The sequence below is a fragment of the Stenotrophomonas sp. YJH_SMC_58 genome (assembly GCF_059369635.1).
In genome coordinates this window covers 52,326-66,923 of record NZ_JCAFSW010000012.1, presented here as the reverse complement: position 1 = coordinate 66,923, position 14,598 = coordinate 52,326, and the positions used below count along the sequence as shown (strand labels likewise).

The window sequence follows — 14,598 nt, the reverse complement described above, 5'->3', positions numbered from 1 at the left end:
AGGCGTCGACCTTGGTCGACGAAAGCCATTTCATCAGGGTAGGCGTCGACCTTGGTCGACGAAAGGCATGCCAACCAAGGTTGGCAGCTACCGGAGTGCCGGTGTCAGCCCATCAACACCTGGCCGCCATCCACATTGAGCACATGGCCGGTGATCCAGCGCGCCAGCGGCGAGCACAGGAACAGGGCCGCGTCGGCGATCTCGCGCGGATGGCCGAAGCGGCCGAACGGGATCTTCGCCAGGGTGCCGTGGTACAGCGCCGGATCTTCGGTGCGACGGCGATCCCACAGGCCGTCATCGAATTCAATCGAACCGGGGGCGATGGCGTTGACCCGGATCCGGTCCTTGGCCAGCGCCAGTGCCTGCGAGGTGGTGTAGTGCGACAGCGCGGCCTTGGCGGCGGCGTAGGGCGCGCCACCGGGGCGTGGCTGCTGTGCGGCGATCGAGGACAGGTTGAGGATGCAGGCATCGCTGGATGCGCGCAGCCACGGCAGTGCCAGGCGCGAAGCCCGTACCGCCGCCATCAGGTCGATCTGCAGGCTGGCGGCCCAGCCATCCTCGTCGTCGGCCATGCCGTAGCCGGTAGCGTTGTTGATCAGTACATCGATGCCGCCGAGCGCATCGGCAGCGGCCTGCAGCCAGGCCTGGATCTGGCCGGCGTCGGCCAGATCGGCGGAGACGGTATGCAGCGGGGTGCCCTGTGCCTGCGCATCGGCACGCAGGGCATCCAGGCCGGCGTGGCCACGTGCGCAGACCGAGACCTGCGCACCGGCGCCGGCAAATGCCAGCGCCATTTCACGACCGATGCCCTTGCTGCCGCCGGCGATCAGCACGCGGCGACCGGTGAAATCGAGGGTCGGAGCCCCATTGGGGATCCGGCCCTGGGCAGGGGTCAGATCCCCGGAGGGGCTCTGACCCGCAGCCATGGCAGAAACGTCTGCCATCACAGATCGAACTTGATGCCCTGGGCCAGCGGCAGCGAGTCCGAATAGTTGATGGTGTTGGTCTGGCGGCGCATGTAGACCTTCCACGCATCCGAGCCGGACTCGCGGCCGCCGCCGGTGTCCTTCTCGCCACCGAAGGCGCCACCGATCTCCGCACCGGACGTGCCGATGTTGATGTTGGCAATGCCGCAGTCGCTGCCAGCGGCCGACAGGAACTTCTCGGCAGTCTTCAGGTTCTGGGTGAAGATCGAGGACGACAGGCCCTGCGGCACGCCATTCTGCATGTCGATGGCTTCATCGAGGGTGTCGTACGGCATCACGTACAGGATCGGCGCGAAGGTCTCGTGCTGGACCACGGCATCGCTGTTCTTCAGGCCGGAGACGATGGCCGGCAGCACGAAGTTGCCTGGGCGGTCGATGCGGGTGCCGCCGGTTTCAATGGTGCCGCCGGCGGCCTTGGCCTGGGCGATGGCATCGAGGAACTGCTGCACGGCGCCGTCGCTGTTCAGCGGGCCCATCAGGTTGGCCGCATCGGTCGGGTCGCCGATCTTGCCTTCGACCTGCTTGTAGGCCTTGACCAGGGTGGCCAGCACGTCGGCGTAGATCGAGCGGTGCACGATCAGGCGGCGGGTGGTGGTGCAGCGCTGGCCGGCGGTGCCGACGGCGCCGAACACGATGCCCGGCACGGCCAGCTTCAGGTCGGCGGTTTCGTCCAGGATGATGGCGTTGTTGCCACCCAGTTCCAGCAGGCAGCGGCCGAGGCGGCGCGCGACCTTCTCGTTGACGGTGCGGCCGACCTGGGTCGAGCCGGTGAAGCTGATCAGCGGCACGCGACGGTCATCGACCATCTTTTCCGACAGCGCGGTGCCGGCATCGTTGATCAGGAAGAAGATGTCCGGGAAGCCGGCTTCGCGCAGGGCGTCGTTGCAGATCTTCAGCGAGGCAATGGCGGTCAGCGGCGTCTTGTTGGACGGCTTCCAGATGCACACGTCGCCACAGATGGCGGCCAGGAACGAGTTCCAGCTCCACACCGCGACCGGGAAGTTGAAGGCGGAGATGATGCCGACCAGGCCCAGCGGGTGGTACTGCTCGTACATGCGGTGGCCGGGGCGCTCGGAATGCATGGTGTAGCCGTACAGCATGCGGCTCTGGCCCACGGCGAAATCGGCGATGTCGATCATCTCCTGCACTTCGCCGTCGCCTTCCGGCTTGCTCTTGCCCATTTCCAGCGCCACCAGCGAACCCAGGGCGTCCTTGTGCTTGCGCAGCGCTTCACCGCACAGGCGCACGGCTTCGCCGCGACGCGGGGCCGGCGTGGTACGCCAGATCTTGAAGGCTTCCTGGGCGCGGGCGACGACGGTCTCGTACTCGGCCTCGGTGGTCGCGCGGACCTGCGCGATCGGCTCGCCGGTGGTCGGGTTGACCGGGGTGATCAGCTCACCGCTGGTCGCGCTCGACCACTCCCCGTTGCCCAGGTACGTGCCAGCGTTGATCGCGTCCAGGCCAAGGGACTTGAGCAGCTCGGAAGACATGCAGACTCCTGTGTTTCGTTACGTTGTTTGGTGCCATCGCGGGCAGGTGGGGGGCGCGATGAACTGAATCGCCGATGGTAGCAGAGCGGCCTGTCCGGCCATGGTGCAACGCGCCAGCGCCGCCGTGTGGAGCACGAATGCTTGGAGGGCAGGGTGTGTTGCCTGTAAACTTCCCGGCTGCATGGCCCCGTAGCTCAGCTGGATAGAGCGTCCCCCTCCTAAGGGGAAGGTCGCCCGTTCGAATCGGGCCGGGGTCACCATAATCAAGCACTTAGGCGCAGTTCGGCATGTCGGTGTTGCTCTATTTCGCCACTTTTCGGACCTGATTTGGCACAGTTGGCACACCACTTTTTTTGATGGGCAGGCCATGGACGAAGCAGCGCCGCTGGACCTCTACTGCTGCCTTACCTCGTTGAGTATTGGGTGCGAGCCTTTCGACCTGGGCAACGGCCTGGCGCTGCAGCCCGGCTACACGCATGTCATGTCAAACACGATGGTTGCAATCCGGCGTCCCGCGATGCCCGGTCAGCACCATCCAGGCCCTTGGGCAGCAACAGGACCTGGGTTTGGCTTCGATTCCGAAGTGGCGCTGTATATCCCGGCTAGCTATAAGCGGCGCAAATCCGATTCAAGAGCGATTGCAATGCAGCTAGTTGCATTGCTCAGATTGTGGGTTGATCCGCGCATCCGTTTGATCCTCGGATCCAATATTTCTCCCCAGAGTATCGAGTGGTCACCCGAGAAGGGGTGGGCTCATGTCGCGAACGCGGTTGAGGTGCAGCCTTGGTATTTCCAGCTGCACCCGGCCACGGAGCGTGATACGCGGCAAGACCTCGAGTGGGTTCGGGAAAACTGGGAGGCGGCGCTAGATCTGGTAGAGAGCAGCGCAGCGTTCAGCCTGGCCGTCGACGCATTGGCCAATGCTCAGCTGATACACAGCTCAGCTCTTGGGCTAGTGTCGGTATGGGGCGCTTTGGAGGCGCTGTTCACCGGGTCAAACAGTGAGCTTAGGTTCCGAGTGTCGGTCATGATAGCCGCGTACCTCAAGCCGCCTGGTCCGGAGCGGACCGCGCAGCACAAGAAGGTGTTGAAGCTGTATGACGCACGGTCGGCTGCTGCGCATGGGTCTCCAAAACACTCATCCGACGATTTGCTCGCCTCCCTCGAACTGTTGCGCAAAGTGATCATCAAGATGATTGAGGCCAAGAAAGTCCCGACTAAAGAAGAGCTTGAAGGCTTGCTCTTCGGGTCGTGACAGCGACTCAGTAGCGGAGCTTTGCGACAGCGCCGTCATCACCATCCGGCGTCAGATGCGCGTAGTATTTCTCCGTCGTTGCGTAGTCAGCGTGTCCTGCGAGGATCTGCACTCGACGCAGTGGCACGCCTGCCATCACCATGTGTGCGCAGAAGGTGTGACGGAGTCGGTGTAGGTGCCCGCCGACCCCGGCCAGCTCCGAATCTTTCTTGAACCAGGCAGACACGGTGTCCTTGTGTACCGTGACGAGCGGATCTGGCAGATGCCGAAGCGCCCAGCTGGCATAGCGGTTTAGGGGAACCTCCCGCCACTTCCCTGACTTTGTCCGGCCTTCGCCGTTCTCGTCCGGATCGCTTTCAACAAGCAGGCGTCCGCCCACGACCGAGTTTTTCTCCAAGCCGATGATCTCGCCCCGACGCAGCCCGGTGTGGGCCATGAAGAGCCAAAGCGGCGCACGGGCGGGGTTCGCCCGATACAACCGGCGCATCGCGGCCCGGTCATAGAACTTGACTGCCACGCTCCGCACGCCGCGAGAGGCTTTCACGGTGGCGAGCGGGTTCACGTCCAGCGCTTTCCATTGGACGCCGCAGTTGAATGCCGCCTTCAGCCGCCGAATCTCCTTCCCAACTGTTTCCTTTGCCGCTTTGTCGTCCAGCAGCCTGGAGCGCTTGTACTGCTCTACCTCCACCGCGCGGATGCTGTCGATTGGCCGGTGCCCGAAGCGCTCGATGAAGCGCTTCACTTCGCTTCTGGCCTTCGAAATGGTAGTCGGGTGCTCGGCTTCGTACCAGTCCAGATACCATCCCAGGTAGTCCCGAACCTTGGGCAGACGCGCCAAGATCCTGACCCCGTGAGTCAGTTCTGCTTCTTTCGCGGCACGTATTCTCTCCGCCTCACGGGCGTCAGGTTGCCCAATGGACCGGCGAAAGCGTTCGCCGCCTTCAGCCCAGTCGAGGTAGGCCTTGCTGCCGCGCCAGTAGAGTCGAACCTTTGCCATTCCTCTGCACCTTCGATCGCGGCATGTGCCGGACGCCTATGCGTTCAAGGTGGAACGCGCCGACGGTTCCATCGAGTATCGGCTGGAGGCGCGTGCGAGGGTGACCTGTCGATTCAGGCGAGAGAGCACTGGTGCTGTAGGGCGCAGCCCTCATGAGGAAATGTGAGCCCCACCGCCATCACGACGGCAGGGCTCAGTCCTCAGAAGGGTGCTACTGAAAGAACAAGCCCCACTGCGCAGGCAATCCAAGACAGAGTAAGCAGGAACAGCGTCCGTGGCTTATTGGTGAACCATTCGGCATTCCGCACCCTCGCTCTATAGGAAACGATGAGCGCGATGAAGACGAGGGATGGAATGATGTACGGCCAGACAAGAGCGCCCTTGGCACCCCTTCCGATCGACAGTCCGGCCAGCATCCATACTGCAGAGCTCATCGTCAGGATCAAAAATGCCCGGATAAGAATGCCGTTTCCGTGGATCAGTCGCTCTGATCCCCGTTCTATGGGGTTAGGGAGTTCACTTGGCATTGTGCACCTGAGGGAGTGTAGGAACAGCCGATTCGGAAACCAACATATACCGGTGGAGAGTTTGCGCCGATCCAACGGACACCCAGGTTGTCGAGGTGTCTTATCATCTCACCACCCGGGCCTGCCGCAAGTGGGCCCGTCGGATAAATGTACGTTTGGGAAGCTTGATCGGGGCTCGCAATATCCTTCTGCCCGTCAGGAATCACATTGCCTGCAGCGTCTCGCCCGGATCCGCGGATGTATCTGTACCCGTGATCTTGATAGGTGTATTGCACGAGAATGTAAGAGCCGTCAGGGAAGGGAATAGTGGTTACGATGCTGAAGGGGCTCGGCAGCTTTGTGATGTTGACGGCTTGAGAGAAGCCTGAAACGAGAACACGAAGGGTCTCTCCCACAAACCGCAAAGGCCCGAGGTTGTCGTAGGATAGTGTTTTCGCAATAGCCGCCTCACGCCAAGCCGGTGTCGTCACCGCATCCATTGCATTCATCGGGTAGGTCTGAGGTGGATCGGCGAGTGGTATAGCCTGGGTGGGCGCTGCGGCGATCGCGCCACCGAATGAGTTGAGCGCAGCGCGGCTGTCATATACAGGCGCTTGGACTCTAACCGTCTCAGACCGGCCATTCGCGTCGTAGAGCTGCATGCCCGCATTGAACATTGCTTGTTCGTCCGCAGTCAGCATGATTTCCTTTACTTTTGTTCCGCCTGGAGCGGCAGCGGCGCGATAAAGCGGGCCGCCACTACCGGATACGTTCATGTGGTACAGGCGTCGATTCTTGAAATCCCAGAAGTAGTAGTCTCCGTCTCCTCCTGCCTTTGACTGCATCTGACGCTTTGTCAAAGTGCAGTCATCACAGGTTATTGAGTCGATTGCGTGTGCGGAGAGGGCGCTTGTGAAAAGCGATATTCCGAGAATGACCTTTGCAGCCTTCAAACGCATTTCAGTTCCTTCCTGGAGTTGTAGATTGGCGTGCAATGTAAGCGCAGCGTGAACCTGCTGGCGCTTCACTTATACTCTTCAACCAAGCGCGAGCTTTTGCCGATTTTGGCGGGAGAACTCTTTGATCATGTAGCATGGGTTATTGGGAAAGGTGGACATTTGCCAGCCCTGCCTCTTGGGTTCCCTGATGGGGCAGTAATCACCAGCGTCGTGTGATGGAGTGGCAATGGACCCACGCTGGTCCCAGGCACTTCGTAAGTTGCTGATTGAGCGGGTGACGAAATCCCCTCCTAAGGGGAAGGTCGACCGTTCGAATCGGGCCGGGGTCTCCAGAATCAACAACTTGCGAAAGCCGCTATATCGCCACAGGCCATATCGGGCCATCAAAAGGCGCCATTTGGTCACAGTGGTGGTAATGGCGAATCAATAGGTTGGCTTCGCCACCGCACCGTCATCGCCCTCAGGGGGAGAGGTGCTCGTAGCACTTCCAGTAGTGGCGTAGTCGGCATGCCCGGCCAGGATCTGCACCTGTCGCAACGGCACTCCGGTGATGGCCATACCGTGTTCTTGTGCACGGCGACAAGCGGATCGGATAGACAGCGAAGTGCCCAGCGCACATACCGGCCCAGCGGCGCCTCGCGCTACTTGCCGACCTCGTGCACCCCCGGCCATCTTCGTCTGGATCGCTCTCAACACTTTGGCTGCCCACCTCTGCCGGGAGGCTTGGTGGGCGGCTGGAGTTGGATTGCCGCGCGGCAATTGAATCGCAATGCCGTAAGGTAACCTTTCTGCCAATCCCCTCGGAATTGCGCAGGGGCGGACGCGCAGTAGAATCAGCCAACAATAACGGAGGGGATTATGCGGAAAGGAATGCTTGGTGCTGCGGCCGCAATGGCCACGTTGATCGGCTGTTCCACGGTCCCCGTCACGGAGGAAACCGCCAGGCCGGTGCCTCCTGATCGTATCTACAAGGCCGAACGCTTGGCGCCGTCGCCGGACCGTAGTGCGCAGATCTACATCATGCGGGACAAGGGTTTCCATGGATCTGCCTGCACGCATGCCATCTCTCTCAACAATGAGAAGGTGATGGACATTCGCCAGTCCGAAGCCGCCACTCTGTATGTATCACCAGGCTCCTACTTCGTGAAGCTCGACACAGGTGGTGGCGCCTGCCCGAACATTTCAACGTCTCAGAACCTGACCATCAACGCGGGCGAAAGGCAGGTCTATCGAATCCTGCTGCCGTCCGATGGGAGCCTTCGCCTGACCCGCGAGCAATAACCAAGCGCGGCAGGTCATGCAACGCCATGCAGGTGCTGGGTGAGGCGGACTCGGCCGCCGATGATCGAATCGTCAATCAGGCGGAATGACGGATAGAGGCCATCTTCGACGAACCCGGTGTACCCCGTGTCGACCAGCACTACTACTGGCGCAGTGCGTCCGGGCTGGGTACCTGGCCCAGGTGGAGGCTGGATTCACGCGGCCGCAGGCCATGCAACCGGTGTCCGCCAAGCTGGGCCCCGGCAAAATGCAGGCAGCGTCGGATTGTCGGTCCCGTGAAAACCGCAATCCTGTGGTAGTAAAGGCCCCAGCGGTGGCATGACGCCGCCGACAGGGGGCAACATGAAGGCGATGACCGCTGTTCTGGTTGCGGCTGTGCTTTGCGTTGGTTGTTCAACCAAGGGGGGGCCACTGCACCCTACAACGTCTCTTTCGTTGGCCATCCTTCCCGGGCCGCCGTAGCACCACCTCTACCTCCACCTCCGCCGCCCCCCGTTGACGGTCAGGCCCAGGCGCCTGATCCCAGCGGAGTCCAGCCTCCGAGGAGGCTTCCCCGCGACGGATGGTATGAGCCTGGAGAGGAGGTGGATGACGCCTCGGACGTTGAGGAGGCGTTGCCAGCGGTACTGGCGGAATGCAAGAAGCTCATCCTCGGGATGGAGAACAAATCCGTTGATCAGCGAAAGGCGTCCCTCTGGGTGTACGGGATCGGGCTGGTCGCGGGCACGGTCATCGCACCTGCACTTACGGCGGCGAACGCTGCCAAGCACGCCGGTGCAATAGCGGGACTAAGTGCATTGGGGGGCGCCTCTGGTATGGCGGGAAAGGCGCTGGAGGACTCTGGGCTCGGGGGATCCGCGGCAATTGCTGATCGTAGAGCTGTCGCTGACGTGATTCGTCTGAAGCTCCCAGTGATCGCGGATCGCAGAGAGGCGTCGCACGATCGACGGAAGGCGCTTACGGAAATGCAGTCTGCATGCTTTGCCTACGATCTGACCACCCCGAAGCCCATCCAGTCGTCAACAACAGGCAAATGAACAAGGAAGGGCCCGCTCTCCGACGGGCCCTTCTCTTTTACACCCCGCGTTAAGTTCGCTGCCGTCACTTTGCTCCGGGTGAAGAAGGTGGGCAACATCGGCGAGCGCGCCATCAACACCATCGTCGTGCGGTACGACATGCTGGATACCCTGCTGGCCCTGAAGGGAAAGGGTATCGGGAGGAGGCGCCCGAAGACCCTGAAGTCGATGGACGACACTTTGCGTCTGTGGGTGAGGCCGATTGAATTTTCTGCTGGGGCAGTCGGCATGTGTTCCAGATATGGCAGTAGAATCCGCGCGTGCCCCTCTCTTTCGGGTCATCATGTCGATACGAGTAGCGTGCCTGTGCGGGAACGTCGCCATTGAGCTGGGTGGAGAGCCGGTCGCACGCGCCAACTGCCACTGTTCATCGTGCAGGGACTTCTACGGTGTCACCGTGTTCTCCGCGACGGCATGGGAGGCTTCGTCGGTTCAGATGGCCTCCTTCGATGCGCGAAGCTTCAGCCATCCCCACAAGCAGCTGAAGAAGACCTTCTGTGCTACGTGCGGCGAGGTTGTGTTCGGCACGAACCGTCTGTGCATGCGTGTCGTTCCCAACGCCATGCTCGCCCGCGCTGGCGGCGGATGGCTGGACGTTGCCATGGCGCCCACAATGCATCTCTACTACCGGCAACGCGTAGTTGAGGTTCGCGATGACTTGCCGAGGTACCTTGATGGCTGGGACGGCCCTGCCTACCTGCAGGGCTGAAGCTGCGACTGTGATGGTGCAAGGGCATTGTCGCAGGACAACATTCAATGGCTGCCGCGCAGCGTGACGGCGCCGGGCGGGCCGCTCACAATCAGTGGACCAGACCACACAGGCTTCCATATGCCCGCACAGTTGCAACCGGTTCAACCTCGGCAGTACCCGCGTATCGCTGGCTGGCTCGATTCGGTTGCAGCGACGCAACGCTGGGCTGGCCCGGGCGTTGCGTTTCCTCTGCTGCCTGAGGCATTCGCACAGGCTCTTGAACTGGCCGAGCGCCCGGGTTGGGTGCTGTTGGACGGGGAGGGTGCGTGCATGGGGTTCGGCCAGTACTGGTGGACCGCGCCCGGCACTGCCCACCTGGGCCGCATCATTGTCTCGCCGCAGGCGCGTGGGCGCGGCCTGGGCCGGGTGCTGATGCAGTTGTTGTGTGCCGAGGCCCTGCGGTCGCCGGATGTGCAGCGCCTGAGCCTGCGTGTCTATCGTGACAACGTCGCGGCGGTCGCGCTCTACCGCGATTTCGGCTTCCAGCCGGTGGAAGATGCCTCGACGCCGGAACTGTTGTTCATGCAGCGCAGCGAGGGCTGAGCCGTGATCATGTGGGTAGTGGTACGGTCTGCTGCGCCTGCCATTCCCTGGCGGTGATGCGGCTGATGTGTTCGGTGCGGTAGTCGCCGAGGAAGCGGTTGAACTGATTGACCTCGGTGTGGTGATGGCGGAAACCGCATTTGGCCTGCGCGCTCATCGATTGCAGGTTGTCGGCGAAGTAGCCGCACCACAACGCATCCAGCTGCAGATCCAGGAAGGCATGCCGCATCACCTCACGTACAGCTTCGGGTACCAGGCCACGCCCCCAGTACGGTACGCCGATCCAGTAGGCGATCTCTCCCTCGCGCTCGCCCAAGTTGAAGTTGCTGTCTGCACCGATCAGGATGCCGACGCAACCGATGGCACGCCCGTTCTCGCGGCTCTGCAGGGCGTAGACCTCCGGTCGGTTGAACACGGTGCGGATGATGTCGGCACTCTCCTCTACGCTGGCATGCGGTGGCCAACCGGCGACGGGCCCCACGCGCGGGTCGCGGGCGTACTCGTACAGATCGGCGGCGTCACTGTCGCGCCAGGGGCGCAGGATCAAGCGTTGGGTGGCCAGTTGCATGGCGGGTCCGTCGGTGGAAAGAAAGTGCACAGGCTAGGTTTCGACGGGTAGGGAGCACAGGGCGGGACATTGATGGTTTCGGTACTTTTCACAACTTCTTCGTTCGGGCGGATATGCTCTGCCGCGATATCCCAGTGGAATCCCAGTGGATCGGCCCATGGATCGCATTCCCCAGCTTCTGGAACAGGACGAATCCATGCGTCTGGAAGTCAGTACGCTGGCGGAAGGCTTGGGTGTTCCGCTGTCGTTCGGGCACGCCTATCTGACGGTGCTGGTGTGCGTGTCCGGGCGTGCGCGGTTCGCACTGAACTTCCGCGAAGTGGCGGTGCAGCGGCACGACGTACTGGTGCTGGCGGAGGATACGCTGGCGCTGCTGCGGCAGCGTTCGCGCCGCTTCCTTGCGGTGGCCTGCCTGGTGCCGAAAGCGCTGGCATCGGAGGTGGCCTATGTGCTGCCCAATGCACTGTTCAAGTTCCTGCACGAGCACCCCCATTGTGTGCCGTCACCGCTGGAGGTGCCGCTGCTGCAGGGTTGGCTGCAGCAGTTGATGGATGCCCAGCACAACGGTGGCCGCCATCGGCACGTGATGCTGCGCAACCTGCTGCAGACCTTTTTCCTGAAGTTCGCCACACTGCTCCCGGCATACTACGAGGCGGCGCCGCAGGTCGGCCGGCGCGAGCGCCTGGCCTGGAGCTTCTGGGAGCTGGTCGGCCAGCGCAGCACGCGCCAACGCGACGTGCAGTCCTACGCCGAGGCGCTGTGCATTACCCCGTTCTATCTCTCGCAGGTGACCCGGGAATGCTTCGGCGAAACGCCGAAGGCGTTGATCGACCGCCAGGTAGTGCTGGAGATCAAGGCGCTGCTGAGCTACAGCGAACTGCCGATCGGACGCATCGCCGAACGCCTGTGTTTCGACGACGCGTCCTACCTGTGCCGCTATTTCCGGCGGCACACCGGTCAATCGCTGACCGGCTACCGCCGGGCGGGGCAGGGCGGTATCAGTGCGATACGAACAAGGGCGCCGGTACTTCGGCGAGCAGATCCTCGGTGACCCCGCCGAGCACGCGCTCGACCACGCGACTGCGGCTGTAGGGCCCCAGCACCAGCAGATCGGCTTCGGCATCAAGTACATGCTGGCGAATGGTGGCAGCTACACCCCCTTGGCTGGAGCTGATCGCCTGTATCTCCACTTCAACGCCGTGCCGCGCCAGATGCTGGGCCATTTCAGCGCCGGGTGCCGCTTCAGCCTTGGGCGTGTCGACCATCAGCAGGTGCACGGCCTGCGCGCGGGCCAGCAGAGGCAGGGCATCTGCCACCGCACGACGGGCCTGCTTGCTGGCATTCCAGGCCACCACGATACGCCGGCCGACCTGCTCGCCCCTCCAGTGCGGCGGCACCAGCAGCATCGGTATCCCGGTCTGGCGCAGCGTGCCCAGTGGATGCCAGCCGGAGGGCGCGCCTGGTGTGTGCGGATAGCCGGCGATGATCAGGTCGCAGTACAGCGACTGCAGCGCCAGGTCAGCGCCACCCAGGTAGTCCGAGACGATGCGCAGTTCGGTGCTGATCTGCAGCGGCTCGGACACGGCACGCAGGTTCTGCATCAGCTGTGCGGTGCAGGCGGCATCCGCGCGGGCCTCGTGGTCCAGCGCGGCGGCGATGCCGGCACCGCGCGCGAAGCCGTTGGCGATGTCGGTGGGATGCAGGGCCGTGGAGACTGCGACCAGATGCGCCTGCTGGGTCTGCGCCAGGTCGGCGGCGATGTTGAGAACGCGGTGCCCGGTGTCGCTGGCGTCGAACAGCACGGCGATATCGCGTAGTGGGTGCAGCATGGCGTTGTCTCCCTCGATGCCTGTGACGCGTTCCCTGCCGTGCACCGACCCGGGTGCACCGGACGCACCCCCGTTGTAGCGCATCCGTGATTCGTGTGAATCATATTTGATTCAGTTTATTAATTGATGATTCATGCTAGCGTGAGGGCCAGCCCACACCCCATCGCTTTTGATGCGACCTGCCGCAGCACGTACACGACGCGACCTGCCCCATGCGCTGGCGGCCACCCTGGTCAGCCATCCACGCTGCACCCTCAGCGAACTCGCGCGCGGGGCGGGCATCAGCCGCGCGACCCTGTACCGGTTTGCGCCTACCCGGGAGGCGATCGACGAGGCCCTGTTCGCGGCCGGTTTCGAGCGCGTGGAAGCGGCGGCGGCCTGGTTCGACCAGGGCGGTGATGCACGCCACGTGCTGGAGCAGGTCACCGCCACGCTGCTGGCGGACTGGGAGCTGGTGACGCTGCTGTTCGCACGGATGATGGAAGAACAGCAGCGCCTGGGCGACCTGCACCTGCTGCCGGAGCGCTGGGCGCCGATCGGTGAGCGCTTCGAGGCCTTCTTCCTGCGGGGTCAGGCGGCCGGGGAGTTCAACGTCGGTTTCACCGCGGTATGGCTCGCGGACTTCTACTGGAGCTGCTTCTACGGCATCACCTGGTCACTGGCACGCGGTCGGCTGGCGCCGGCAGCGGCAGCCTCTACGCTGCTGGCATCGTTCCAGCGCGGGGCGATGATGGGTTGACCGCAGGGGCTTCCTGCGGGGCGCCGTGGCTTACGCCTGCCTGAGCAGCTGCACCAGCTGGCGCAGGCGATAGGGCTTGGGCAGGAACTCCACCTGCTCGGGCAGCGGCGGCAGCTGCGAACGGGCATAGCCGGACGAGAGGATCATCCTTGCCTGCGGCTGTTCGCGTGCCACATGCTCGCTCAGCTCGATGCCGGACATGCCGTTGGGCATGCTGACGTCGCTGAACACCACGTCGAAACGTGCTTCGCCCTTGAGCAGTTCCGCCGCCTCGTGGCCATCGGCGGTCGTGGCCACATCGATGCCGAGGTCGCGCAGGGCCAGGCCGATCATTTCACGCAGATCGGTCTGGTCTTCCACCATCAGTACGCGGATCGGGTCATCGGTCATCGGCAGGGTCCTCCATTGCGGGTAGCAGCAGGCTGACCGTGGTGCCGACACCGGGCGTGGTGGACACGTCGACGAAGCCGCCGCTCTGGGTAGTGAATCCGAACACCTGGCTCAGGCCCAGGCCGCTGCCTTTGCCGATGTCCTTGGTGGTGAAGAAGGGCTCGGTGGCCCGTTCGGCGATGTCGGCCGCCATCCCGTGGCCTTCATCGCAGACGCTGAGGGTGACATAGCCACGTTGCAGTGTGGAGTCCGCGTCCGGGTCGAGGCGATGCTCCAGCGCGGTGCCGATCAGGATGCGGCCGCCTTCAAGGGTAGCATCGGCGGCATTGGCGACCAGATTGGCCAGCGCCGTCTGCAGCTGCAGCGCATCGGTGTTGACCGCAGGCAGGCCGGGTGCCAGCTGGGCATCCAGCATCACCGTGGGCGGGCAGGCGCGTTGCAGGTCCGGCAGCCACTGCTGTATCAACACGTTGATATCCAGTGGTTCGCGGATCAGGGTCTGGCCAGTGCTGAACGCCAGCAGCTGGCGGGTCAGCAGCGCACCACGATCGGTCGCGCTCTGCGCGGCATCGAGCAGCTCGGCGGCGCGCGCATCGTCACCGCCAACGCGCAGGGACAGCAGGTCCAGTGCGTTGCCGATGGTGGTCAGCAGGTTGTTGAACTCATGCGACAGGCCGCGGCTGAGTCGGCCGACGGCCTCGAACTGTTGGGTATTGCGCAGCGCTCGTTGGGCATCACGCAGCAGGCGCTGTGCCTGCCACTGCTCGGTGATGTCGCGGGTGATTTTGACGAAGCCGAGCAGCTCACCCGCTTCAACCACCGGCTCGATGACAACACTGGCACGGAACGACGAGCCATCGCGGCGTACCCGCCAGCCCTCATTGGCAACGTGGCCATGCTGCGCTGCATGGCGGAGCAGGCGTTGCGGTTCTCCTGCCTCGCGGTCGGCGGCCAGGTAGAAGCGACCAAAGTGGGTGCCCACCACTTCATCGGCTGAATAGCCCTTGATGCGCTCCGCACCCGGGTTCCAGCTGCAGACGATGCCATCCGGATCAAGCAGGTACAGCGCATGGTCGCGCACGCTGTCGATCAGCAGTCGCAGTTGTCGGGAAGGGTCCGTCAGCACGGACGTCGTAGAAGCGGCTGCGTCCACGTGGAAATGAGCATTACCCCAAGGAGGGACGTGAAGCTAGGCACTCAAGTGTGAAGGATGCGTGCACACCTGACA

General features: G+C 63.1%; 15 protein-coding genes and 1 tRNA gene. 8 read left to right on the top strand and 8 right to left on the bottom strand.

Annotation, left to right across the window (positions count from 1 at the left end):
- Nucleotides 1–104: 104 nt before the first annotated feature.
- Together AC5P68_RS15605 and amaB are read right to left on the bottom strand one after the other, a co-directional pair.
- On the bottom strand, nucleotides 105–944 hold the full coding sequence (locus AC5P68_RS15605) for an SDR family NAD(P)-dependent oxidoreductase (protein ID WP_049430871.1): 840 nt from the start codon (nucleotides 942–944) through the stop codon (nucleotides 105–107).
- Nucleotides 944–2,476 (bottom strand): L-piperidine-6-carboxylate dehydrogenase, encoded by a 1,533-nt coding sequence (amaB, locus tag AC5P68_RS15600; protein ID WP_049403192.1) that lies wholly within the window; start codon nucleotides 2,474–2,476, stop codon nucleotides 944–946. Before amaB ends, AC5P68_RS15605 begins: the two co-directional genes overlap by 1 nt.
- A 183-nt stretch (nucleotides 2,477–2,659) precedes the next feature.
- Here amaB and AC5P68_RS15595 point away from each other — a divergent pair.
- A tRNA-Arg gene (locus AC5P68_RS15595) sits at nucleotides 2,660–2,736 on the top strand.
- 107 nt (nucleotides 2,737–2,843) lie between these two features.
- Complete coding sequence (locus tag AC5P68_RS15590) at nucleotides 2,844–3,731, top strand: HEPN domain-containing protein (protein WP_288418726.1); 888 nt, start codon at nucleotides 2,844–2,846, stop codon at nucleotides 3,729–3,731.
- 7 nt (nucleotides 3,732–3,738) lie between these two features.
- On the opposite strand, the gene AC5P68_RS15585 is transcribed toward AC5P68_RS15590, so the two are convergent.
- Entirely contained in the window at nucleotides 3,739–4,728 is a 990-nt protein-coding gene (locus AC5P68_RS15585; RefSeq protein WP_288418727.1) for a tyrosine-type recombinase/integrase, read from the bottom strand.
- 499 nt (nucleotides 4,729–5,227) lie between these two features.
- Entirely contained in the window at nucleotides 5,228–6,262 is a 1,035-nt protein-coding gene (locus AC5P68_RS15580) for a hypothetical protein (protein ID WP_288418729.1), read from the bottom strand.
- 822 nt (nucleotides 6,263–7,084) lie between these two features.
- Between AC5P68_RS15580 and AC5P68_RS15575 the strand changes: the two genes are divergently transcribed.
- The 4 genes from AC5P68_RS15575 (at nucleotide 7,085) to AC5P68_RS15560 (ending at nucleotide 9,844) form a co-directional block, all read left to right on the top strand.
- Nucleotides 7,085–7,474, top strand: a complete 390-nt coding sequence (locus tag AC5P68_RS15575) for a hypothetical protein (RefSeq protein WP_196757849.1) — start codon at nucleotides 7,085–7,087, stop codon at nucleotides 7,472–7,474.
- Between the two features lie 584 nt (nucleotides 7,475–8,058).
- Nucleotides 8,059–8,511 carry a hypothetical protein gene (locus AC5P68_RS15570; RefSeq protein WP_288418732.1) on the top strand — a complete coding sequence of 151 codons (453 nt, stop codon included), beginning with the start codon at nucleotides 8,059–8,061 and terminating at the stop codon, nucleotides 8,509–8,511.
- Nucleotides 8,512–8,791: 280 nt separating this feature from the next.
- Nucleotides 8,792–9,259 (top strand): GFA family protein, encoded by a 468-nt coding sequence (locus AC5P68_RS15565; protein WP_495217132.1) that lies wholly within the window; start codon nucleotides 8,792–8,794, stop codon nucleotides 9,257–9,259.
- Nucleotides 9,260–9,379: 120 nt separating this feature from the next.
- Nucleotides 9,380–9,844, top strand: a complete 465-nt coding sequence (locus AC5P68_RS15560; protein WP_288418771.1) for a GNAT family N-acetyltransferase — start codon at nucleotides 9,380–9,382, stop codon at nucleotides 9,842–9,844.
- Nucleotides 9,845–9,851: 7 nt separating this feature from the next.
- Here AC5P68_RS15560 and AC5P68_RS15555 read toward each other — a convergent pair whose 3' ends face one another.
- Nucleotides 9,852–10,412: a GNAT family N-acetyltransferase gene (locus AC5P68_RS15555; protein ID WP_033833274.1), complete on the bottom strand. Its 561-nt coding sequence runs from the start codon at nucleotides 10,410–10,412 to the stop codon at nucleotides 9,852–9,854.
- A 157-nt stretch (nucleotides 10,413–10,569) separates the two neighbouring features.
- On the opposite strand from AC5P68_RS15555, the gene AC5P68_RS15550 reads away from it, so the two are divergent.
- Nucleotides 10,570–11,463 carry an AraC family transcriptional regulator gene (locus AC5P68_RS15550; protein ID WP_288418734.1) on the top strand — a complete coding sequence of 298 codons (894 nt, stop codon included), beginning with the start codon at nucleotides 10,570–10,572 and terminating at the stop codon, nucleotides 11,461–11,463.
- Here AC5P68_RS15550 and AC5P68_RS15545 read toward each other — a convergent pair.
- Nucleotides 11,411–12,241 (bottom strand): universal stress protein, encoded by an 831-nt coding sequence (locus AC5P68_RS15545; RefSeq protein WP_288418736.1) that lies wholly within the window; start codon nucleotides 12,239–12,241, stop codon nucleotides 11,411–11,413. The genes AC5P68_RS15550 and AC5P68_RS15545 overlap by 53 nt on opposite strands.
- A 172-nt stretch (nucleotides 12,242–12,413) precedes the next feature.
- Between AC5P68_RS15545 and AC5P68_RS15540 the strand changes: the two genes are divergently transcribed.
- On the top strand, nucleotides 12,414–12,980 hold the full coding sequence (locus AC5P68_RS15540) for a TetR/AcrR family transcriptional regulator (protein ID WP_005409404.1): 567 nt from the start codon (nucleotides 12,414–12,416) through the stop codon (nucleotides 12,978–12,980).
- Nucleotides 12,981–13,010: 30 nt separating this feature from the next.
- Here AC5P68_RS15540 and AC5P68_RS15535 read toward each other — a convergent pair whose 3' ends face one another.
- Both AC5P68_RS15535 and AC5P68_RS15530 read right to left on the bottom strand, forming a co-directional pair.
- Nucleotides 13,011–13,370, bottom strand: a complete 360-nt coding sequence (locus AC5P68_RS15535; protein ID WP_005409405.1) for a response regulator — start codon at nucleotides 13,368–13,370, stop codon at nucleotides 13,011–13,013.
- On the bottom strand, nucleotides 13,360–14,523 hold the full coding sequence (locus tag AC5P68_RS15530) for a two-component system sensor histidine kinase NtrB (RefSeq protein WP_414497920.1): 1,164 nt from the start codon (nucleotides 14,521–14,523) through the stop codon (nucleotides 13,360–13,362). Before AC5P68_RS15530 ends, AC5P68_RS15535 begins: the two co-directional genes overlap by 11 nt.
- Nucleotides 14,524–14,598 lie beyond the last annotated feature (75 nt).

What these genes read in the sequence shown, in the direction of transcription:
- AC5P68_RS15605 (WP_049430871.1), bottom strand. Translation starts at nt 944, where the DNA reads ATGGCAGACGTTTCTGCCATGGCTGCGGGTCAGAGCCCCTCCGGGGAT.
- amaB (WP_049403192.1), bottom strand. Translation starts at nt 2,476, where the DNA reads ATGTCTTCCGAGCTGCTCAAGTCCCTTGGCCTGGACGCGATCAACGCT.
- AC5P68_RS15590 (WP_288418726.1), top strand. Translation starts at nt 2,844, where the DNA reads ATGGACGAAGCAGCGCCGCTGGACCTCTACTGCTGCCTTACCTCGTTG.
- AC5P68_RS15585 (WP_288418727.1), bottom strand. Translation starts at nt 4,728, where the DNA reads ATGGCAAAGGTTCGACTCTACTGGCGCGGCAGCAAGGCCTACCTCGAC.
- AC5P68_RS15575 (WP_196757849.1), top strand. Translation starts at nt 7,085, where the DNA reads ATGGCCACGTTGATCGGCTGTTCCACGGTCCCCGTCACGGAGGAAACC.
- AC5P68_RS15565 (WP_495217132.1), top strand. Translation starts at nt 8,792, where the DNA reads ATGGCAGTAGAATCCGCGCGTGCCCCTCTCTTTCGGGTCATCATGTCG.
- AC5P68_RS15560 (WP_288418771.1), top strand. Translation starts at nt 9,380, where the DNA reads ATGCCCGCACAGTTGCAACCGGTTCAACCTCGGCAGTACCCGCGTATC.
- AC5P68_RS15555 (WP_033833274.1), bottom strand. Translation starts at nt 10,412, where the DNA reads ATGCAACTGGCCACCCAACGCTTGATCCTGCGCCCCTGGCGCGACAGT.
- AC5P68_RS15550 (WP_288418734.1), top strand. Translation starts at nt 10,570, where the DNA reads ATGGATCGCATTCCCCAGCTTCTGGAACAGGACGAATCCATGCGTCTG.
- AC5P68_RS15545 (WP_288418736.1), bottom strand. Translation starts at nt 12,241, where the DNA reads ATGCTGCACCCACTACGCGATATCGCCGTGCTGTTCGACGCCAGCGAC.
- AC5P68_RS15540 (WP_005409404.1), top strand. Translation starts at nt 12,414, where the DNA reads ATGCGACCTGCCGCAGCACGTACACGACGCGACCTGCCCCATGCGCTG.
- AC5P68_RS15535 (WP_005409405.1), bottom strand. Translation starts at nt 13,370, where the DNA reads ATGACCGATGACCCGATCCGCGTACTGATGGTGGAAGACCAGACCGAT.